Raw genomic sequence first — 21,493 nt, 5'->3', positions numbered from 1 at the left:
AGACAAAAAGTGCAGGTTTCGCTGCACTTTTGTCAATTGTTTGCTAGGTAAATCAGCACCTTGTCACATTCTCTCTACTGAGACGCAGCAAGATTGCCCTTTGCCTTATGCTTCCATCTCTTGAATTTTCACTTTCCAAGTGTCTGGACCAATTTGGTGCGCGTTAACACCATTTGAGTCGACGGCCACTGTTACTGGCATATCTTCAACTTCAAATTCGTAAATCGCTTCCATACCTAAATCTTCAAATGCGACAACGCGAGCTTTCTTGATCGCTTTCGCCACCAAGTACGCAGCGCCACCTACAGCCATTAGGTAAACCGCTTTGTGATTCTTGATAGATTCAACCGTTGCAGGGCCACGCTCAGCTTTACCGATCATGCCCATGATGCCGGTCTTTTCTAGCATCATGTCGGTGAATTTATCCATACGCGTTGATGTTGTTGGGCCAGCAGGACCAACGACTTCATCACCAACTGCATCGACAGGGCCTACGTAGTAAATGAACTTACCGTTGAGATCTACGCCTTCAGGTAGACCTTCACCGTTATCTAGCATGCCTTGAATACGTTTATGCGCAGCATCACGACCAGTCAGAATTTTACCTGATAGAAGAACCGTTTCGCCTGTCTTCCACTCTTGTACTTCTTCTTTAGTAATTGTGTCTAAGTTTACGCGACGCGTATTTTCGCCCGCTTCCCAAGTGATATCTGGCCAATCTTCTAGTTTAGGTGGTGTTAGCTCTGCTGGGCCGCTACCATCAAGCGTGAAGTGTACGTGACGAGTCGCCGCACAGTTCGGGATCAAACAAACAGGCTTAGAAGCCGCGTGCGTTGGCGCAGTTTTGATTTTAACGTCGACAACAGTCGTCAAACCGCCAAGACCTTGCGCACCGATACCAAGTTTGTTCACGCGATTGAAGATATCCAAACGAAGCTCTTCTTCTGCGTTTTGTGGGCCACGGTCAATAAGTTCTTGAATATCGATGTGTTCCATTAGAGATTCTTTTGCCAATACCGCTGCTTTTTCAGCCGTACCGCCGATACCAATGCCAAGCATGCCAGGAGGACACCAGCCCGCCCCCATTGTTGGTAGCGTTTTTTCTACCCACTCAGCAATATCGTCAGATGGGTTTAGCATCACCATCTTAGTTTTGTTTTCGCTACCGCCGCCCTTCGCAGCGATCTGAATTTCAACTTTATCGCCCGGAACCATGTTGATATGTACGACGGCAGGCGTGTTGTCTTTGGTATTAATACGTTTACCAGCAGGGTCCATAAGTACTGACGCACGCAACGGGTTATCAGGGTTCGTGTACGCTTGTCGAACACCTTCATCTACCATCTGCTGAACCGTCATGTCGGTCGAATCCCATTGCACGCCCATACCGATGTTGACGAAACACGTCACAATACCAGTATCCTGACAAATTGGACGGTGACCTTCTGCGGACATTCGGGAGTTAATTAGGATCTGAGCAATCGCGTCTTTCGCGGCTTGACTCTCTTCGCGGTGATAGGCTTTTTCAAGAGCTTGAACAAAGTCTAGCGGGTGGTAGTAAGAAATATACTGTAGCGCATCAGCGACACTGCTGATCACATCCTGCTTGCGTATTACCGTCATTACATGCCTCGTTATAGTTATGCTTCCATTATTGGCTTGGCTTCAATCGTGTTTGTTAAGCTTATTGCTCTTTTGAGCTTCGTTTTTTATAAACAATTGTCGAACGGCTGATATCGACACACGAAATGCTGAAGTTGCCTACTTGTAAACCATCTCAAAACCCTATGAATAGAGGGAGTTTGGCTACACAGAGGAATATGATACTCTTGCTGCCCATGACATGCCATGCAGTGAACGATCTCTTTGTCACAAATTACACAAATGAACAACATGGACAATCAATTCATTGATTTTAAAGCGTTGGAATACGCACCAGAGTTTGCTCTTCACCTTTTTTCTCGCATTCAACACCAGCCTTGGGCGATGTTGCTGCGTTCTGCATCAAAAACGCATATCGATAGCCGCTTCGATGTATTGGTTGCCAACCCAATTGCAACGTTAGAAACCACTGCCGACAACACACAAGTTGAAACGCCATCGAATGCCTATTCAACTCAAGATGACCCATTCACGCTGCTTCATCAGTTGCAAGAACAGTGGCTTCCTCACGTAGAGTTAAATAAAGAATTGGATTTGCCTTTTGTCGGCGGTGCGCTCGGTTACTTCAGTTACGATTTAGGTCGCCGCGTAGAAACGATGCCAGAAGTGGCAGAAAAGGACCTCAACACGCCGGATATGGCGGTAGGTCTGTATGAATGGGCCGTTGTTGTTGACCACCAGCTAAAAAAAGCATGCTTAGTTGGTCAGAATATCGAGCAAGCTTGGCAGTGGTTAAACGAGCAAAAAGCAGAACAAACCGTTGACTTCGCTTTGTCTGGTGCTTGGCAGTCAAACATGACGAAAGAGAGCTACGCCACTCGCTTTGACCAGGTGCAAGAATACTTGTTGAGCGGTGACTGTTATCAGATCAATTTGGCGCAGCGCTTTAACGCACCGTATCAAGGCAGCGAGTGGCAAGCGTATCTGAAATTGGAGTCCGCCAACCAAGCGCCATTCTCAGCGTTTATCCGTATGCCTGAGTCTTCGATTTTGAGTATCTCTCCAGAGCGCTTTTTAGAGCTCAAAGATCGCGTCATTGAAACAAAACCAATCAAAGGTACTCGCCCACGCAGCGAAGATCCAAAGCAAGATAACGCTAATGCCCATGATTTGCAGACAGCGGAAAAAGATCAGGCAGAAAACCTGATGATTGTCGATTTGCTGCGTAATGATATTGGTCGGGTTGCATCACCGGGTAGCGTTCACGTGCCAAAGTTGTTCGATATTGAAAGCTTCCCTGCCGTGCATCATTTGGTGAGCACCATTCGTGCAAGTTTGGATGAACAATACGCTCCTGCGGATTTGCTGCGAGCGTGTTTTCCAGGCGGTTCAATTACGGGCGCTCCTAAAGTTCGCGCAATGCAGATCATTGAAGAACTGGAGCCGCATCGACGCAGCGCGTATTGCGGCAGTATTGGCTATATTTCACGCCATGGTCGTATGGACACCAGCATTACCATCCGAACTCTTGTCGCGGAAAAAAACAAACTTTACGCTTGGGCTGGCGGCGGCGTCGTGGCAGATAGCGATTGCGCCTCTGAGTATCAAGAAACGTTGGATAAGCTTTCAAAGATTTTGCCAGCGCTGCAATCGTAGGTTTCAAAAGCGGACAATGCCGCTCGTTTAACAGCGAGTGGCATATTTCTGTATCTCATCACCCTGCACAACGACGAAGGAGCGTGATACAGGTTCTTCTATTCAAGCACTTTGTGGTCAAATTTGTTTCATTACCCGCTCATCGTGCTGCTACTAGATTCTTAGTCTCGCCAAGGCTCGCTAGAATGACCCAAAAAACATCGTTAAATGATCGGCATTATCCGGTGTGGTGCGTTTTTTTGTGTGTTTTATTTGCATGTACTTTAGCTTTTAGCCGTTGGCCAACAAACATACTTTTTAAGAGGCAGCGTCTACTGCTCAAGCCACTTACACATAATCTGTTCGATATCGGTTGCTGTGTACGGCTTAGTGAGGATGTCGTCCATGCCTGAATCAATGCACTTTTGACGCTCTTCGATGGTAGTGCCAGCGGTTAATGCAATAATAGGATGAGTAAAGCCACGCTCTCTCAGATACATCGTCGCCTCATAACCATCCATTTCAGGCATTCGGCAGTCCATGAATATCAGTTCGTAGTCTTTACTTTTCACCGCTTCTAATGCTTCTTTTCCGTTGGCTTTTAAATCAGGTGTAATGTCGAGTTTTTTCAGCATTTGAGTAACAATGACTTGATTCATTCTGATGTCATCAACCACTAATATTGAGCGTCCTGCTAAATCGCTTCGCTCTATGGTGACCAATTCCCCCTCTGCTGTGCCTTGTGCTTGCCCTTCCTCAAGAGGAATAGCAACTTTAAAAGTTGTCCCTTTGCGCTCTTCACTCTCAAAGCTAATTTGACCTTGCATCAAATCCACGAGGTTTTTACAAATCGCGAGACCTAAACCTGAGCCTTCAAAGCTGCGTTTCGCCGAGCGATCAACTTGGACAAATGGATCAAAGAGTGACGGCTGTGCTTTTATTGGGATGCCAATACCAGTGTCTTCAACCTCAAAATAAGCCGTGCCGTTAAGCCATTCCACCCGTAACACGACACCACCCAAGTGAGTAAACTTAATCGCGTTTCCCACCAAGTTAACCAAAATTTGTGTAATGCGCTCTAAGTCACCGACTAAAAATTCAGGGATCCCCAGCTTTTTGTCGATAGAGAAATGGATGCGTTTTTCCGCAGCCTTAGCTGCAAATACACCCATGATGGCTTTTTCAAGCTCCTCCCAGGCAAAAACTTTATGTATGATTTCCATCATACCGGCATTCATCTTACTGAAATCAAGAAGATCATTAATGATAACTCTCAGTAAGTCCCCTGATTGAGTCAAATTGCTCAAGTATTGACGCTGCTCTTCTTCTAATTGGGTTCGACTCAATAACTCCGCACTACCCAATACGCCATTGAGAGGAGTTCGCAGCTCATGGTTAATCATGGCGACAAACTCCTTCGTCGCTTTTTCTGATTCCTCAGCCCGCTTTCTCAGCTCGACCTCTCGCTCTAAACTTAAGTGTCGACCAATAACACCATGAACTAAGTCAGACACGAGCTCCATCTGTTTGGAAATAAAAGACTGATCGATTTGATCTTGCAACACAGAGAAAATCAACTCCCCAACCGTTTCCCCATCAATGATAACTGGCAAATGCAAATTCTCTCCCTGCCAATTAGGAGAAGTTAAAATCTCGTTGTTATGACGAAGCTGTAAGTGACCAAAGTGATGACGACGCAATGAGCTCAGCTTTGTAGCGTCAAGAAACAAGTAAGCCGCAGAAATGATCGAGTTAGAAGTGAGCTGCTCAATAAAGCTCGCTATCATTGCTTCATCGAACGTGCTCGATAAAAAAGTACGACCGAACTTAATCAACGTGGCATCAATTTGCTCTTCAAACTCAAACTTACGCAGATCCTTTTTAGATTTCAGCTCCAGCTTTTTCAATGCAACACTGAGTTGCTGGTTGGATTCATATAACTCTAAGCTTTTCTGTTCCAACAGCTGCTCAGCTGCTTTTCTTGATGCAACTTCTCGTTTGAGTTTCCTTTCTAATGAGGAACTTCCCGTCATATCGTTCTTATTGAGCCTCTAACCAAAAACGTACTTTGCTGCCATCTTCTGACTGGTTTTGATGTTTGATATGAACTACCTCACCAAAATGTGCAGCACAACCTTTTATCAATCCTAAGCATACGTGAGACATACATCTTGCGCTGTGGTAGTCAAATACCAATTGGGATTGGTTTTCACTAATGAAATCAAATTGCGGAGGGTTAGCATCAGGATAGAGCTTCTTAACTTCGACATGAATAAAGTCTTCAACATGGCGAACAAATTGAAACGTCGTTTCACACTGTTGCAAACTGGCGTGACTAGGAATGGAGCGAAGTAAATTCAAAAAGACGCACTCTCCAAACACTTCTTGCAGTTGCTCGGGGGGAACACCAGATACTTTACTGAGATTCACGATCAACTTAACCAAGTCTTTGTGATCGTAACTACCAACAGCGGTGTAAACACCTTCATCGTTAGAAAGATCGAGAACTTGGTCTAACACATCAAGGCCGAATTTCTCTTCTACTAACTCCATGAACTCGGTGAAAATAATCCCTTTCATTGGCCAATACTTGCCCTATAGTGACGTCCTAAAATAAAGAATGGTGTATAACCTTATAAGTTTCAAATTAATATGTTCAAGCAGAGTGAGACACACAACACAAAGAGGGAAAGTGCTGGCGAGTGCTTTAATGCGAATGTTTTATTTGGTAACCAGTAACGATAACGCCATACGCTTTGCCGTCTTTGAGTATAATAAATAATGGTTAGGCACGATAAATAAGGACTCAGTTTGGTTATCGACAAAACTCATTTACTACAGAACTTTCAATTTCGGCTTCCAACGGGCTACCACAAAGAGTCCCTTGCACGACTGAAATGGATGAAAGAAAAGTCCCTGAGAGATGCGGCAGTCTTAATCGGTTTTGTGGAACGCGATGACGGGTTACAAGTCATTCTGACTAAGCGTGCAGCCCACTTACGCCATCATCCGGGACAAATCAGCTTTCCCGGTGGCAAATATGAGCAGGAAGATATTCAGCTCGTGAATACAGCTTTAAGGGAAACCAAAGAAGAAGTTGGGATAGAAGATGAGCATATTCATGTGTTTGGTCAACTGCCTACACTACCAACGATTAGTCAATTTAATGTGACACCTTTTTTGGCTTTTGTTTCTCCGGAATATAAAACGCATATTGACCCAAATGAAGTAGAGTCAGTTTTTGAGGTTCCTGCCAACCATATTCTGAACCCCAAAAAATTGTATAGCACCAAATTTGACCTAAAAAGAAGCAGTCATCGTGTATTTGCTATCCCATATAGACAGCATTTCATCTGGGGCATGACGGCACAAATTATCGAATCAATGCAAAAACATATTATTTCACATTAAACAGTTGTTGATATCGGTGCTTTTATAGGCGCGATCATTATGCGCATCAATATTAATAAAACGTTGCTTCATAAACATTCATTCACATTAGATTAATTTTCCATTTTCACCGCAAACGCTTGCGGTGAAATAAATTTATACAAACAGCCCTATTGATAAGTTTTTCTAATTTTACTCATTAGCAGAAATCACGAGTAGCACATCATTTTCGTGATAAAAAGCAGGTTTTTGACATATCATTCAATAAGCGTAAGCAATAAATGATTTAGATCTAATTTTCCTAGTGTAAAATCTTGCAAAATTACTCCCGACTTATTTCCTGTTCCCAAAATGAGTAACTAAAAAATGAATACAACTACTTCTGCGGTTTCTACCGCACAATCGTCTAGTAAGTTTTCTTACAAAGACTTTACCTGGTGTCTGTCCCTTTTTGGTACGGCAGTAGGTGCAGGTGTACTGTTTCTTCCTATTAAAGCAGGTGCAGGTGGCTTTTGGCCATTAGTAATCCTAGCCCTAATTGCAGCACCAATGACTTGGTTCGCACACAAATCTTTAGCTCGTTTCGTTCTTTCTGCGAAAAACCCTGAAGCGGACATCACCGACACAGTAGAAGAGCACTTTGGTAAGACTGGCGCAAACCTTATTACGTTCGCTTACTTCTTCGCTATCTACCCAATCGTACTTATCTACGGTGTTGGTATCACAAACACAGTTGACTCTTTCCTAGTTAACCAAATGGGCATGGAATCTATTCCTCGCTGGCTACTTTCTGGTGCACTTATTGCTGCAATGACAGCAGGCGTAGTATTCGGTAAAGAGCTTATGCTGAAAGCAACTTCAGCAATGGTTTACCCTCTCGTGTTCATCCTACTAGCTCTGTCTGTATACCTGATTCCTGGTTGGAACACTTCAATGATGGAAGTGTCGCCTGACTGGGATGCAATGCCAGCTATCGTATGGCTAGCAATCCCTGTTATTGTGTTCTCTTTCAACCACAGCCCAATCATTTCTCAGTTCTCTAAAGAGCAACGTCGTGTATATGGTGATGACGCAGTTAAGAAAACTGACGCTATCACTGGTGGCGCAGCAATGATGCTGATGGGCTTTGTTATGTTCTTCGTTTTCTCTGTTGTACTTTCTCTGTCTCCAGAGCAACTAGCAACGGCGCAAGAGCAAAACATCTCTGTTCTTTCTTACCTAGCAAACGTGCATGAATCTCCACTGATCTCTTACATGGGTCCATTGGTTGCTTTCGCAGCGATCACCTCTAGCTACTTTGGCCACTTCTTAGGTGCGCACGAAGGTCTAGTTGGTCTAGTGAAATCTCGTTCAAAATCACCAGTAAGCAAGATCGAGAAGATGTCTCTAATCTTCATTGTAATCACAACTTGGATCGTTGCTATCGTTAATCCAAGCATCCTAGGTATGATTGAAACAATGGGTGCACCGATGATTGCGGCAATCCTATTCTTGATGCCAATCTTCGCAATGCAAAAAGTTCCTGCGATGGCTAAGTACAAAACTTCAGCACCTGTGCAAATTTTCACAGCAATCTGTGGTCTTGCTGCAATTAGTTCTGTAATCTACGGCGCTCTTTAATCATCTCTGCCCAGTGCAGTATGATTAATCCAAAAATATAACGATAAAATTAAGCCTCCCAACTCCCCTTGGGAGGCTTTCTTCTGAGGTAATCGATATGATTAGTGTTTTTGATATCTATAAAATCGGTGTTGGACCTTCAAGCTCACACACTGTAGGCCCAATGAAAGCGGGTAAAGAGTTTATTGATGATCTTCGTGCAATGGGAAAACTGCGCGACATCACTAAAATCACCGTTGACGTTTATGGATCACTATCACTGACAGGGAAAGGTCACCACACAGATATTGCTATCATCATGGGTCTTGCAGGCAACACTCCTGAGAAAGTTGATATCGATTCTATCCCGGGCTTTATCGCTCGTGTAGAAGAAACTGAACGCCTTCCTGTTGGCATGCACTGTCACACAGTATCGTTCCCACGTGAAGGTGGAATGAACTTCCACAAAACAAACCTAGAGCTACACGAAAACGGCATGCAGATCCACGCTTGGATTGATGACGAAAAGGCGTACTCAAAAACTTACTACTCTATCGGCGGTGGTTTCATCGTTGATGAAGAAAATTTCGGTAAAGAAGCTGAAAACCCAGTAAAAGTACCTTACCCGTTTACAACGGCAGAGGAACTGGTTAACCAATGCCACGAAAGTGGATTGTCCATCAGCGCACTAACCATGAAGAATGAGCATGCGCTTCATTCAGATGAAGAAACTCGTACTTATTTCGCAAACATCTGGCGCACAATGCGCGAGTGTATGGATCGCGGTATGAATGAAGAAGGTATTTTGCCTGGTCCACTGCGTGTGCCTCGCCGTGCAGCAGCACTTCGCCAGCAGCTACTTACTTCAGAAAAGACAACAAACGACCCAATGTCTGTTGTTGATTGGGTAAACATGTTTGCTTTCGCAGTAAACGAAGAGAACGCAGCAGGTGGCCGCGTTGTTACAGCACCAACTAACGGTGCGTGTGGCATCATCCCTGCGGTACTGGCTTACTACGATAAGTTCATCCAAACTGTGACTGAAAAAGATTACATCCGTTACTTTGCGGCTTCTGGCGCAATCGGTGGTCTTTACAAGCGCAACGCGTCTATCTCTGGTGCTGAGGTTGGCTGTCAGGGTGAAGTTGGCGTGGCATGTTCTATGGCAGCAGCAGGCCTTGCTGAGCTTATGGGTGGTAGCCCAGAGCAAGTGTGTATGGCAGCAGAAATCGCGATGGAGCACAACTTAGGTCTAACGTGTGACCCAGTTGCAGGTCAGGTTCAGGTTCCATGTATTGAGCGTAACGGTATTGCGGCAGTAAAAGCAATCAACTCTACTCGCATGGCACTACGTCGCTCTTCAGCTCCAACTGTTTCTCTAGATAAGGTTATCGAAACCATGCTAGAAACAGGTAAAGACATGAACGCGAAATACCGCGAAACATCTCAAGGTGGTCTAGCAATCAAAGTGATTTGCTAACACGCCTTTCTGAATACCAATCAAAACCCGAGTCTGTGCTCGGGTTTTTTTATACCTAAAAAACCCAGGAAAATGCGTTATCAGGACAAGTAAAAAAAACCTAAAACGTTGAATATATCCAAATATTATGGATATCTCAGTAAAAAATCACATCTCTTCCCTAGCTTTATTGATAACGTAGCCAAAAATTAAACTTGGAGCACATCAACACATGATTAGGTTTGAAATTGGAAACCAAATCTGCGTTTGCTTGTCCGAAAACGAAATATCTCTAGAGCTCAATCAGTCACTCCACCACTCCATTCCTGTCAACCCAAATGAGTACGCCATTCTGTCAACTATCGCCACATACGGCAGTTTAAATACGCCGATTAGTCAGCGGTTAATAGAAAGCAAAATCACTCAACAATACAAAATGACACTGCCTGAAAATGGCTTTAAAAACGCGGTGGCCGCTCTAAGAAAGAAATTTCGCAAGCTCACGGAAGAACACTTAACCACTAACAAAAACATTATCGAAAACATTCACCGGACCGGATACTTCATCCCTTTTACTATGCAAAACAACCATCAGAATGGCATCGAACATCAACAGAAGATCAATCAATACACAACCAATAGTCTTCGAAAAGCACTTCGTATTTGCCTGCGTAATAAAAAGATCTATTCAGAAGCGATGTGGGTTGTGTTGATCACTGCGATCATTTTCTTTGCTATCTGTTACTACACGATAAACAGCATCGTTAAACATAATTATCTGGATAACGCCTTCGAAATTGCAGAGAGCCTTTCCCGCAGGAGTTGCTTTGCTAATGAAAGCGAACTGAAGTCGCTATTTGATAATGTGAAGTTGGTGGAATCGAGCATGATGCTAGATCGTTTCAATATTCGATGCTTAGTCACTCCAGAAACCGTTGTCCCTGTCAGCAAAAAAGCCTTTGAAGAGTGGAGTAACAATAACAATTACACGACCCAATCATTTGACTTAAATAACGCAACTGTTTTGGTTCGTGTTAAAAACATTAACTTATCCGACAATGTTGAAAATCATATTTCACGTTTTTTTCTTTCCGGTATGAAGCTATCAACGAATACCGGAACGTCGTTAGAGATTGGTAACACCAATGAACGCTTTTTCAATTATCACGTAAAGAATAGTGGCTATAAAGAGGTGTATTACATCTCTGGACCGTTTCAAAGTATCATTCTACTGAGCTTACTTTTTCTCATTATACTGCGTCACCGCTCCCTACAAGCCTTTATGGCTTACTTGTGCGCAATTCGACAATTCAAAATAAAACTGGAGCCGATTTATAACACTTCGGCACAAAAGATTGTGCACTACGAAGCCCTCTCCCGGTTTAAGGTAAAAAATACGCAACGGTTTATTGAAACACTGATCCGCAATGGATTGCTGCTAACTCATACCTTACTGGTGATTGATTCCATCTACACCAAGCAAAAAGCGTTGCCCATCCCTATCAGCATTAACGTTTGTCCTTCTTTGCTGCGAGGGCGTAACTTTTCAATCCTATATAGAGAGCTATCTAATCGGGATTGCCGTTTGCTGACAATCGAAATCACAGAAAATGCATCGATGTACTATACCTCTGAGATTTATGGCAATGTCGCGAAACTAAAAGCTCTGGATTGTAAAATCAGTATTGATGACTTTGGCACCGGCAATAATAATGTGGCGCTTATCAGCAAGCTGAATCCGGACTATCTCAAAATCGACCGAGAATTTGTTATTGGCCTAAAAACTGATGATAAAAAGATAGAAACCTTGCGTCAGTTAATTGCTATGGGTAATACGTATCGCTGCACGGTCATTGTTGAAGGCGTAGAAACCGCAGACAGTGCTCACTTACTCACAACATTGGGCGCATACATTCACCAAGGTTATTATTACCCTCTTCATTGCTAGCTTTTCTTCACTCGGTTAGTTACTTAAAATAGATCTAATACTCTATAAAAACTCGTGGTGGCATAAAGGTATGCCGCCAATTTGTGATTGAGCGATGATTGCGATTAAACCCACCAAACTGAAAGATTTTTCAAGTTTGATGCAATTGGATGTGCAAGAAGAGCAAAAAGGATTTTTTACACCGTTTGAAATGGCTTATCAAAAACGTAGTAAGTCAGAGGCGTTGTTTACGATTTATTCTGATGACCTATTAGTAGGCTATCTTGTTATCGATAAAGGTTTCTCCCAACATGCGCCGTTTGCTAAACGATACGAACTGGAGCTTAAGTACTTGATGATTGATCAACGTTTCCAACGTCAAGGGGTTGGGAGTGAGGCATTGCGTAAACTGTTCCTTTATGCGTATACCATTAACCCTAAAAGCACTTCTCTTTGCGCCACTGTCCCACAAAGTCAGCAATACGCTATCAGTTTTCTTGATGCGTGCGGATTCATTAATACAGAGGAAACAACATTGGGTGATAATGAAAAAGAATGGATTCTACGACACCCATTAAGCTAGCTGGTGAAGCATAATCAAAATTGGGCCATTCAGATACAACAAAGGCAAGCTTCTCGCTTGCCTTTGTTTAATGCTCAACAGAAAGTGACTTATTCGCCTTTGTAAATACAACCCGCTGTGCACGTTTCTTTGATTTCTACTTTACTTAGCAGTGGTAAGCTTGGCTTAAGCTGCTGCCAAATCCATTTTGCTAACACTTCGCTAGTCGGGTTCTCTAACCCTTCAATGTCGTTTAGGTAGTAATGGTCTAAGCGATTGTAAATTGGTTTAAATGCAGCTTTGATCTCTGCAAAATCCACTACCCAACCTGTATGTGGATCAACTTCACCTTCTACATAAAGACGAACAAGGAAAGAGTGTCCGTGCAAACGACCACACTTGTGACCTTCTGGTACGTGTGGCAAATGGTGTGCTGCTTCGAACATAAACTCTTTGTATAATTCTGTTTTCATCTTGATTCTCAGGCTTTAAAAAGACAGGCAATACTAAGGAATTCGCTGCCAAGAGACAAGCGTTACCCCATACAAGCGTAGCAAAAACTTCCGCTTGTTCCTGGCCTCTTTGCTATCACTCACACCAAAGCGCCGTATTTCTGTCACGCGCCAAACATTTGATTACACAGCACTCACATCACAATTACATATCCCCAACATGTGTGGGGTCACAATCATTCATTTCGTTGTTCGCAGTGCGCATTTGTGCACATTAATATTGTGCAGTTCGTTCCAATTACACTTATAAATTTATGCGCTCAACTATCACTTTTAAGCTCTTACTGGCGTTAATTGCTGTCTTCAGCTGCGTTCTAGCTGCCTCTACGGCTTACCAATACCATCAACAAAAAACCTTAATCAATGATGTTCTTAGTGAACAACTCCATGATAAGGCTAGTAATTATTTCGATAGCCTAAATATGATGATGCTTACGGGCACCATGTCGCAAAAAGAAACCTTACGTCAAAAGGCCCTGGCCCAAGAAGGCATTGAAGCAGTTCGCGTGTTGCGAGCTGATACTGTGACCAAACTTTACGGACCTGGGCAACAAAACCAGCAGCCTGTCGATGATATTGATCAACGAGCGTTGAATGGTGAACTGGTGATTGAACCAATCTCAGCCGATTGGGGCAAAGGGTTAGTAGTCGCGCTACCAATGAAATCGAGCGAAAATTACCGTGGCACCAACTGCGTTTCTTGCCACGTTGCACCAGCAGGAGAAGTGTTGGGCGCGATTCGCTTGGAATACAACATGAATCATGTCAATTCAATGATCAGTAAACAGGCAATGTTTGCGATGGGAATAATGGCCGTAATCGCATTTGTGGGCTTCATCATAACGATGAGTTTGATTCAAAAAATCATTGTACGACCAATTCAAAGAACGTCGAAATTCATGTCGAATGTGAGCCATAGCAAAGATCTATCTCAACGACTTATGCATCACCAACAGGATGAAGTGGGCCAACTTTCTACAGCCATCAATTCATTCATGGATACGGTCTCCGAAAGCTTAGAACGTGTGCAAGACACCTCTCACTCACTTGCCGACTCCGCGAGTAAACTAACTGCTGTCGCGCAGTCCACAGATAAAGCGGCCAATAACCAACAGCTAGAGACCAACGAAGTACAAAGTAATATCACCGATATGTTGCAGCAACAAACTGCGGTTGAGGACTCGACTAATAATGCTACTGTTTTGGTCAATCACACCGTTGATGTCGCCACTCATAGTGCAAGCCAAGCACACAACGTCAGTGAAGACATCAAACAACTAGTAAGTAACATTGATACCGTACGGGAAAAAATCAGCTCTCTAAACCAGAGAACCGAAGAAGTGTCGTCCATTCTTGTGGTTATTAAGGGTATTGCAGAACAAACCAATCTGCTCGCGTTGAATGCTGCTATTGAAGCCGCCCGTGCCGGAGAGCAAGGACGCGGTTTTGCGGTCGTCGCGGAAGAAGTGCGTAACCTGGCTTCTAGGACGGCTGAAGCCACTGGTAATATTGAACATATCATTTCTCAATTCCAGCAAGGAAGTGAAGAGTCATTAACTTCTGTTGATACCGTCTGCCAGTTTGCTCATCAACGCTCTGTCGATGTCGAGGCACTATCAGCCACAATGCATAACGTTGTTGACGAGATGCGCCAAGTGCTCAGACATGCAGAAGATATCCAAAACCAGACGCAAACCACATCTGATGTAAGTCAGCATATTCAATCTAAAATAGATGTGATCACACTGCATGCTAACGACACATCGCAATCAGCATCGCACACGCGTGATATTAGTGTTGATTTAGAGCATCTATCCGAACGTTTAGAGCAATTACTAAACCAATTCACACTTTCAGAGCACAAAAGAGTGAATAAATAGAGAGATTCTCCCCATCAAAACGAATATAAAGGTTGATGCGAGCGAATTGACAGGTAATATGTCTCGTTGAATCTGTAAAATGCTACCCAACTCAGCGCTTAGCTTGTTTTTTGAACAAAAATGTTATTAGACAAGTACTTTAAGTAAGCGTTGAGTTGAATTTTTACCTCAATGGAGAATATTGAAAACATGACTTACGCGCCTGTATCAGACGTATTGAAAGGTCAGCTAGCAGTAGACAGCGAAGTGACTGTTCGTGGCTGGATCCGTTCACGTCGTGATTCCAAAGCTGGAATCTCTTTCCTTGCCATATATGACGGCTCTTGTTTCGACCCGATTCAGGCCGTGGTCCCAAATAATCTTAATAATTACGAAGACGAAGTATTAAAGCTAACGACTGGCTGCTCTGTTGAAGTAACTGGTAAGATTGTTGAATCTCCTGCAAAGGGTCAAGACTTCGAACTTGCTGCCACTGACGTTAAAGTGGTTGGTTGGGTTGAAGATGCTGAAACTTACCCAATGGCAAAAACTCGTCACTCAATCGAGTACCTACGTGAAGTTGCGCACCTTCGTCCGCGCACAAACGTAATCGGTGCAGTAGCACGTGTACGTAACTGCCTATCACAAGCAATCCACCGCTTCTACCACGAGCAAGGTTACTTCTGGGTATCTGCGCCGTTGATCACGGCTTCAGATGCTGAAGGCGCTGGTGAAATGTTCCGCGTATCTACGCTAGACATGGAAAACCTTCCTCGCACTGACGCTGGTAAAGTGGACTACAACGAAGACTTCTTCGGTAAAGAGACGTTCCTAACCGTATCTGGTCAGCTAAACGCAGAAGCTTACGCTTGTGCGCTAAGCAAAGTTTACACTTTCGGCCCTACTTTCCGAGCTGAAAACTCAAACACAAGCCGCCACCTAGCAGAATTCTGGATGGTTGAGCCTGAAGTTGCGTTCGCAGAACTGGATGATGTAGCGAAACTGGCTGAAGACATGCTCAAGTACGTGTTTAAAGCGGTGCTTGCAGAGTGTCGCGATGACCTTGAGTTCTTCGCTCAACGCATCGACAAAGAAGCAATCACTCGTCTAGAGCAGTTCGTTTCTTCTGACTTCGCGCAGGTTGACTACACTGACGCAATCCAGATCCTTCTTGATTCAGGTCGTGAGTTCGAATTCCCAGTTGAATGGGGTATCGATATGTCTTCTGAGCACGAGCGTTTCCTTGCTGAAGAACACTTCAAAGCACCTGTAATCGTTAAGAACTACCCGAAAGACATCAAAGCATTCTACATGCGTGCTAACGATGACGGTAAAACAGTTGCAGCGATGGACGTTCTAGCACCGGGCATCGGCGAAATCATCGGTGGTTCTCAGCGTGAAGAGCGCCTAGACATTCTAGATGCACGTATGCGTGAAGTGGGTATCGATCCTGAACATATGAGCTGGTACCGCGACCTACGTAAATACGGTACAGTGCCACACGCAGGCTTCGGTCTAGGCTTCGAGCGCCTAGTATCTTACGTAACTGGTATGGGCAACGTTCGTGACGTGATCCCATTCCCACGTACTCCTCGCTCTGCGAACTTCTAATCACTTTTTAGTGATATCGAATTAAAAAGACCTCCCATGTGGAGGTCTTTTATTTTGTACGAATGATTTTCTAGCAACCGGTGTATGCACTCTAGTTGTTATTTTCGTCGTCATCCTCATCTGCTCGCGCTGCGTATTTTACTCCAACCACACACAAGCCAAACATCACAAATGGGATAACGGCAGCAGTGTATTCCGTCCAAACCATATGAGAAAAAGATTTCGCCAATATCAAGTGTGCAAACACCAACAAAAATGCGCTAAAAATAGCAACACCCATCAACCTAAGTTCATGCTTTACCAACTGCTTTTTCATTACGGCTCCTAACCTAAATGGTTGTCTGCCCATGATTGAAACACAGCTTCGGTATCGTCCACTGATACAGTTTGAGCAAAAAACAGGTAAACAGTTGGCTAATGAAGTAATTCTCCGACCGTCTTCACGGCTTGTTCTAATTCATCATTTACAGGTAACGATGTATTAAGCCTCAGGTAGTTCTCATAATTTGGAGCGACAGAAAACAACTGACCAAATGCTACAGTGATGTTCGCTTCCAATAACTTCTGATAAATCGCTTTTCCGCACTTTGTTTTCGGCAGTTCTATCCAAAGAAAATAGCCGCCTTCCGGTTGCGTGTAACGAATCGATTGGGGAAAGTACTTATCAACCAGTTCAATAAACGCCAATTGCCGCTGCTCAAGATTCTTTCGCAGTTTTCTAAGATGGCTATCATAACTATCGTTTTGCAAGTAATGCGCGATACCCTGCTGGATTGGTGCACTGCCTGACAACGTCGAGATAAGTTGCAGCTTTTGAAGTTGCTCATTGAAGCGTTTGTTTACCACCCAGCCCAGCCTATAGCCAGGGCAAAGGCTTTTTGAAAATGATCCACAATGCAACACGCGCTCTTGTGTATCAAAAGCTTTAAGTGAGCTTGGCTTTTTTTCAGAAAAATAAAGCTCTGAATACACATCATCTTCGATCAAGTACACATCGTATTTATCAGCCAGTTCGACGATACGTTGCTTCTGCCCGTCACTTAATAAGGTTCCTGTTGGATTGTGAAAGTTAGTCATTAACCAACATGCGCGAACATCATTGTCGGCAAAAGTCGCTTCAATTTGATCCACTGAATGTCCAGTTAACGGATCCACCGTTATTTCTATCGCCTTTAGACCTAAACGTTCAATCGCTTGAAGTGCGCCATAAAACGTCGGTGATTCAACTACAACAGTATCTCCAGGCTGGGTCACGGCCTGAAGGCTCAAATTCAACGCTTCTAATGCGCCAGAAGTAACGACAATATCATCATGGGTAAACACCATACCTTGTTGGATGTACCGTTGAGCAATCAAACGGCGTAGAGACTCACAGCCCGGCGGCAAGTTATCCAATAACGTCTCTGCCCCCATCTTCCTGCCTGAGCTGGCTAGGTTGCGGTTTAGCGCTTCTAATGGGAACAATGCTGGGTCTGGAAACGCGGAGCCAAACTTCACCGCATTCGGTGAGGCCTGATTTTTGAGGTAGTCGTAAAGTTCATCGTTGATGCTAGAGCGATAAACGGAAGTGGCTGGAGAACTCGGTTCGAAGCGGTCCAACTCCGCAGTCACAAAGTATCCAGACTGAGGTTTCGCTGCGACCCAACCTTGTGCTTCGAGCAACTGATAAGCTTGTAATACCGTACCTGCGCTGACAGAATGGTTTCGGCTTGTTACACGCACTGATGGCAGCTTTTCCCCTGCTCTCCATGTATTTTGCTGAATCTGCGTTTTGAACAGCTCAGCCAGTTGACGGTATCGGTTCATGTTTCCCTCATTTCACTTACAGCCGCACCATAGCATACTTCGCGCCAGCATTCTGATATGGGAGTATTCAATTTAGCAACGTAATTTATCAAGCTTATCAATAGATATTTCAGCCACGAAGTGAGCGTTTATATCCCATACTTTGACTGTTACACACATATTGCCTCACATCTTTGCAATACCTAAAAGCAAGGTTTTACGTTGGACTGAGTGCGTTAAACTCACTTCGAGCTACGGTCTTTAAATCAGGAGGAAGCGATGAAAGTTTTTACAATGGACGATCTCTCGTATCGCGGAAAACATAAAGGTGTACATAGTTGGGACCATCCTGGCAGTACCACCCCTTATTATTGGCATCCTGATTGGCTGCATATCGCTGAAGATGCTTTGGGTGAACACAAAAAGGCTGACCTTGAAGTCCCTGATGGAGAAACAGCGACAGAAGAGCATGCAAAAGCGGCGATTCTCAAACACTTGAATGACGAGTAGTTTAGGCTCTATCACCGTTCAAGAATAGCATTAGGTAGGCGAATCCATCGTTGTATGCTTTAAACACAAATAAAGCTAAAACCTGCCAAATAGTAAATTCTTCTGAATGAGAAGTACGCATCTTCTATAGCGTTCAAAGGGCAAAATAAGTCGATTGTTATCACATTAATTTTCATTACATCTGTTACATTTAAATAGTAATGGTGATGCACACCTCAACTCATGGATTATGAGAGAAAACAATAATGGCGAAATACAACGAAGAAGATATTAAATACAAAGGTGAATCCAACGGCGTACATTCTTGGAGCTCTCCTTCCGGCCAACCTTATTACTGGCACCCAGATTGGCTACACGTTGCGGAAGATGCGACGGGTACGCATCCGAAGCAAAAACTTGAAGTTGAAAAGACAGAAGTACCAACCGAAAAGCACGCATTAAAAGCGATCTTAAAGCATATGAACGACTGGGCGACTGAAAAACTTTCTTCTAACCCTGACATCGAAACCAATGCGGTTGAGTCGGAAATCAATCTGAAGAAATAACCCCAACCGATATCCATACTCTAACAGTAAACGCTCCACCTTTGGTGGGGCGTTTTTGTCTCAACAAATCCTCACTAGGCAATTATAAACGTGTTAACGCAAAGCACTGAATTGAAACGATTGGGATGTGTGCAAAACTTCTCCAACCATGGCATAAATGCCCTTCAAACTCTGTGCCTACCAAACGTTTTCATGGCAAAAACTTTAGTTATGTTAGAATTCTGTTTCAAATCGCAACTTTTTTAGGTTTTCTTTTCAGTAACGGTTGTAACCAATATTGCTGAAAGGTATAAATGTTAGCACACCCCTTCGATTAACATGGATGAAGATTATGTTTGAAAAAGTAGTTGCCGCTCCGGCTGACCCTATTCTTGGCCTTACTGAAGAGTTTAAAAAAGATGCTCGCGCAGACAAAATTAACCTTGGCGTAGGTATTTACAAAAACGAGCAAGGCGAAACTCCCGTTCTTGCGACAGTAAAGAAAGCTGAAGCAGCACTTGTTGAAACTGAAAAAACCAAATCTTACCTAACCATCGAAGGCACAGCAGAGTACGGTATTGCAGTGCAAAAACTGCTTTTCGGCTCTGATGCAGAAATTGTAAACGAAAAACGCGCTAAAACAGCTCAAGCTCCGGGTGGTACTGGTGCACTACGTGTTGCCGGCGAGTTCATTAAACGTCAACTAGGCGATGTAAAGATCTGGATCAGCAACCCAACATGGGCGAACCACAACGGCGTATTTACTGCTGCTGGTATCGAAACGGCACAATACAGCTACTACAATGCTGAAACAAAAGACAAAGACTTCGATGCGATGCTAAATGATCTGCAATCTGCATCTGAAGGCGACATCGTGCTTCTACACGGCTGCTGTCACAACCCTACAGGGATCGATCCTACGGCTGAAGAATGGGAAACATTGGCGAAACTTGTCGCAGAGAAGAAATTGCTTCCTCTGTTCGACTTCGCCTACCAAGGCTTTGCTAAAGGTGTGGAAGAAGATGCTGCAGGTCTTCGTACTTTTGCTAAGTACAACAAAGAAATTCTAGTCGCGAGCTCTTTCTCGAAAAACTTTGGCCTATACAATGAACGCGTAGGTGCCTTCACGTTAGTAGCTGAGTCAGAAGAAGTCGCAACAACCGCATTTTCTCAAGTTAAAGCCATTATTCGCTCTATCTACTCTAACCCACCTGCACACGGCAGTGCTGTCGTGACTCACATTCTTGGCAACGCCGAAATGCGTGCGGAATGGGAAGCTGAAGTAGCAGAAATGCGTGACCGTATTCAAGAAATGCGTGAACTATTTGTAGCGACACTAAAAGCAGAAGGTGTGGACGCAGACTTTAGTTTCATCGAACGTCAAAATGGTATGTTCTCTTTCTCTGGTCTTTCTAAAGAGCAAGTTAACCGCCTTAAAGAAGAGTTCGGTATTTACATTGTCGGTTCTGGCCGAATCAGTGTTGCTGGTATGACGAAGTCAAATATGGGCCCTCTGTGTAAAGGCATTGCAGCGGTTTTATAATCGACTGTCGCATACTTTGTTAAAAGGAAAGGTCAGCATAAGCTGACCTTTTTTGTTTTAACTTAACGCCAAAAACGAACCCGTCCGATCTAGTAGACAAACTTCAAACTCAGCCCAACTTCATTGACGTAATCTGAGCTTTCACCGCTGTAATCAGTATCTCTAAACTGATAAAAAAGACCAGTGCCGATGACTTTATGCCATTGGTAGTTAAGACCGATCTTAAAATTGTTCTCATCAACGATATCACTACGGTTCAACTCCACTTCAGCTGTCGCAATAAGCTTTTCACTGAGCAAGTAATTCACCCCAACAGTTACAGCTTGAATCAATTCGCTATCGGAAGACAACGTATTATCCGTTTTGTCGTCCGTCGCTTTCGCTTTGATTGCGCCTATTCCATATATCCCGTAGATATCGAATTGCTCTGTAACTCCATAACGGTAACCACCACCAAACAAAAGGCGGTCAATGCGAAGAGTAAAATCATCCGGATGGAAAAACTGCGCTGAGTAATCAACATTAAACAACCAATTCTCAGTAAACAAATAGTTACCACCGAGTCCCACTGTGGTCGTATTAGAGTTATCTAACCATTCTTCGTTTGTCGTTCCGGCACCAACATCCAAATGAATGTGTTCGTACCCAAATTTTTCTGCTTGGTCCATGACCACTGCGCTTGATATCGCCGGCAAAGCAGCTAAAGAAACAAGCAATAAATTTCTCACCATTCGACTTCCTTTCATGAGAATTATCTAAACACTGTATTCCATCGCCTGAGCTACTTGGCTCAAGAAGAATAGCTTAATCTAAAGACGTGATAACGATCTGAAACAGCCAAAGATCTAATCAGTCATCACGAAGAAAACATATCGGCGACGTCTTTTTCAATTGAGGTGACCATATAGTAGTAAAAATGAAGCTCCCTTATCGTGCGATATGTCAGAATCTTATGACTGAGCACGAAAATCGCGG

18 protein-coding genes are annotated in these 21,493 nt (G+C 43.7%); 11 read left to right on the top strand and 7 right to left on the bottom strand.

Annotated elements, in window-relative coordinates; all coding sequences use genetic code 11:
- Positions 1 to 105: 105 nt before the first annotated feature.
- Complete coding sequence (locus R7Z49_RS14970) at positions 106 to 1,623, bottom strand: fumarate hydratase (RefSeq protein WP_005376905.1); 1,518 nt, start codon at positions 1,621 to 1,623, stop codon at positions 106 to 108.
- Between the two features lie 270 nt (positions 1,624 to 1,893).
- Between R7Z49_RS14970 and pabB the strand changes: the two genes are divergently transcribed.
- Positions 1,894 to 3,258: an aminodeoxychorismate synthase component 1 gene (gene pabB / locus R7Z49_RS14965; protein ID WP_085569799.1), complete on the top strand. Its 1,365-nt coding sequence runs from the start codon at positions 1,894 to 1,896 to the stop codon at positions 3,256 to 3,258.
- A gap of 311 nt (positions 3,259 to 3,569) precedes the next feature.
- On the opposite strand, the gene R7Z49_RS14960 is transcribed toward pabB, so the two are convergent.
- Both R7Z49_RS14960 and R7Z49_RS14955 read right to left on the bottom strand, forming a co-directional pair.
- On the bottom strand, positions 3,570 to 5,270 hold the full coding sequence (locus tag R7Z49_RS14960) for an ATP-binding protein (protein WP_005388280.1): 1,701 nt from the start codon (positions 5,268 to 5,270) through the stop codon (positions 3,570 to 3,572).
- A gap of 7 nt (positions 5,271 to 5,277) precedes the next feature.
- Complete coding sequence (locus tag R7Z49_RS14955; RefSeq protein WP_005388282.1) at positions 5,278 to 5,817, bottom strand: heme NO-binding domain-containing protein; 540 nt, start codon at positions 5,815 to 5,817, stop codon at positions 5,278 to 5,280.
- A gap of 231 nt (positions 5,818 to 6,048) precedes the next feature.
- Here R7Z49_RS14955 and R7Z49_RS14950 point away from each other — a divergent pair, with 231 nt between their 5' ends.
- The 5 genes from R7Z49_RS14950 (at position 6,049) to R7Z49_RS14930 (ending at position 12,195) form a co-directional block, all read left to right on the top strand.
- Positions 6,049 to 6,648, top strand: coding sequence for a CoA pyrophosphatase (locus R7Z49_RS14950; protein WP_005376901.1), 600 nt, complete (start codon positions 6,049 to 6,051; stop codon positions 6,646 to 6,648).
- 345 nt (positions 6,649 to 6,993) lie between these two features.
- Entirely contained in the window at positions 6,994 to 8,247 is a 1,254-nt protein-coding gene (locus tag R7Z49_RS14945; protein WP_318111795.1) for an aromatic amino acid transport family protein, read from the top strand.
- 97 nt (positions 8,248 to 8,344) lie between these two features.
- Positions 8,345 to 9,706 carry an L-serine ammonia-lyase gene (locus tag R7Z49_RS14940; protein ID WP_005376899.1) on the top strand — a complete coding sequence of 454 codons (1,362 nt, stop codon included), beginning with the start codon at positions 8,345 to 8,347 and terminating at the stop codon, positions 9,704 to 9,706.
- A gap of 211 nt (positions 9,707 to 9,917) precedes the next feature.
- The gene (locus tag R7Z49_RS14935; protein ID WP_169628565.1) at positions 9,918 to 11,633 is read left to right on the top strand and encodes an EAL domain-containing protein; all 1,716 of its coding nucleotides are present in this window, start codon (positions 9,918 to 9,920) and stop codon (positions 11,631 to 11,633) included.
- A gap of 94 nt (positions 11,634 to 11,727) precedes the next feature.
- Entirely contained in the window at positions 11,728 to 12,195 is a 468-nt protein-coding gene (locus R7Z49_RS14930) for a GNAT family N-acetyltransferase (RefSeq protein WP_169628564.1), read from the top strand.
- Between the two features lie 89 nt (positions 12,196 to 12,284).
- On the opposite strand, the gene queD is transcribed toward R7Z49_RS14930, so the two are convergent.
- A complete protein-coding gene (gene queD, locus R7Z49_RS14925) occupies positions 12,285 to 12,647 on the bottom strand; it encodes a 6-carboxytetrahydropterin synthase QueD (protein ID WP_005376896.1) in 363 nt (120 codons plus the stop codon).
- A 293-nt stretch (positions 12,648 to 12,940) separates the two neighbouring features.
- Here queD and R7Z49_RS14920 point away from each other — a divergent pair, with 293 nt between their 5' ends.
- Both R7Z49_RS14920 and asnS read left to right on the top strand, forming a co-directional pair.
- Entirely contained in the window at positions 12,941 to 14,566 is a 1,626-nt protein-coding gene (locus R7Z49_RS14920) for a methyl-accepting chemotaxis protein (protein ID WP_025767294.1), read from the top strand.
- A gap of 189 nt (positions 14,567 to 14,755) precedes the next feature.
- The gene (asnS, locus tag R7Z49_RS14915) at positions 14,756 to 16,156 is read left to right on the top strand and encodes an asparagine--tRNA ligase (protein ID WP_017636101.1); all 1,401 of its coding nucleotides are present in this window, start codon (positions 14,756 to 14,758) and stop codon (positions 16,154 to 16,156) included.
- Between the two features lie 91 nt (positions 16,157 to 16,247).
- Here the strand turns inward: asnS and R7Z49_RS14910 are convergent, their stop codons facing one another.
- Complete coding sequence (locus tag R7Z49_RS14910) at positions 16,248 to 16,472, bottom strand: hypothetical protein (RefSeq protein WP_017636102.1); 225 nt, start codon at positions 16,470 to 16,472, stop codon at positions 16,248 to 16,250.
- A gap of 98 nt (positions 16,473 to 16,570) precedes the next feature.
- The gene (locus tag R7Z49_RS14905; protein ID WP_154204464.1) at positions 16,571 to 17,962 is read right to left on the bottom strand and encodes a PLP-dependent aminotransferase family protein; all 1,392 of its coding nucleotides are present in this window, start codon (positions 17,960 to 17,962) and stop codon (positions 16,571 to 16,573) included.
- 258 nt (positions 17,963 to 18,220) lie between these two features.
- Here R7Z49_RS14905 and R7Z49_RS14900 point away from each other — a divergent pair, with 258 nt between their 5' ends.
- The 3 genes from R7Z49_RS14900 (at position 18,221) to R7Z49_RS14890 (ending at position 20,518) form a co-directional block, all read left to right on the top strand.
- Entirely contained in the window at positions 18,221 to 18,451 is a 231-nt protein-coding gene (locus tag R7Z49_RS14900; RefSeq protein ID WP_017636104.1) for a hypothetical protein, read from the top strand.
- Positions 18,452 to 18,696: 245 nt separating this feature from the next.
- On the top strand, positions 18,697 to 18,996 hold the full coding sequence (locus R7Z49_RS14895) for a hypothetical protein (protein ID WP_005376885.1): 300 nt from the start codon (positions 18,697 to 18,699) through the stop codon (positions 18,994 to 18,996).
- 331 nt (positions 18,997 to 19,327) lie between these two features.
- A complete protein-coding gene (locus R7Z49_RS14890; protein ID WP_017636105.1) occupies positions 19,328 to 20,518 on the top strand; it encodes an amino acid aminotransferase in 1,191 nt (396 codons plus the stop codon).
- An 89-nt stretch (positions 20,519 to 20,607) separates the two neighbouring features.
- On the opposite strand, the gene R7Z49_RS14885 is transcribed toward R7Z49_RS14890, so the two are convergent.
- Positions 20,608 to 21,249, bottom strand: a complete 642-nt coding sequence (locus R7Z49_RS14885) for an outer membrane beta-barrel protein (RefSeq protein WP_005376883.1) — start codon at positions 21,247 to 21,249, stop codon at positions 20,608 to 20,610.
- Positions 21,250 to 21,493 lie beyond the last annotated feature (244 nt).

The organism is Vibrio sp. 1562 (genome assembly GCF_033340155.1).
Taxonomy (GTDB): Bacteria; Pseudomonadota; Gammaproteobacteria; order Enterobacterales; family Vibrionaceae; genus Vibrio; species Vibrio alginolyticus.
Note: the sequence above shows the minus strand (reverse complement) of the source record. Positions and strands in the feature narration are given on the sequence as shown.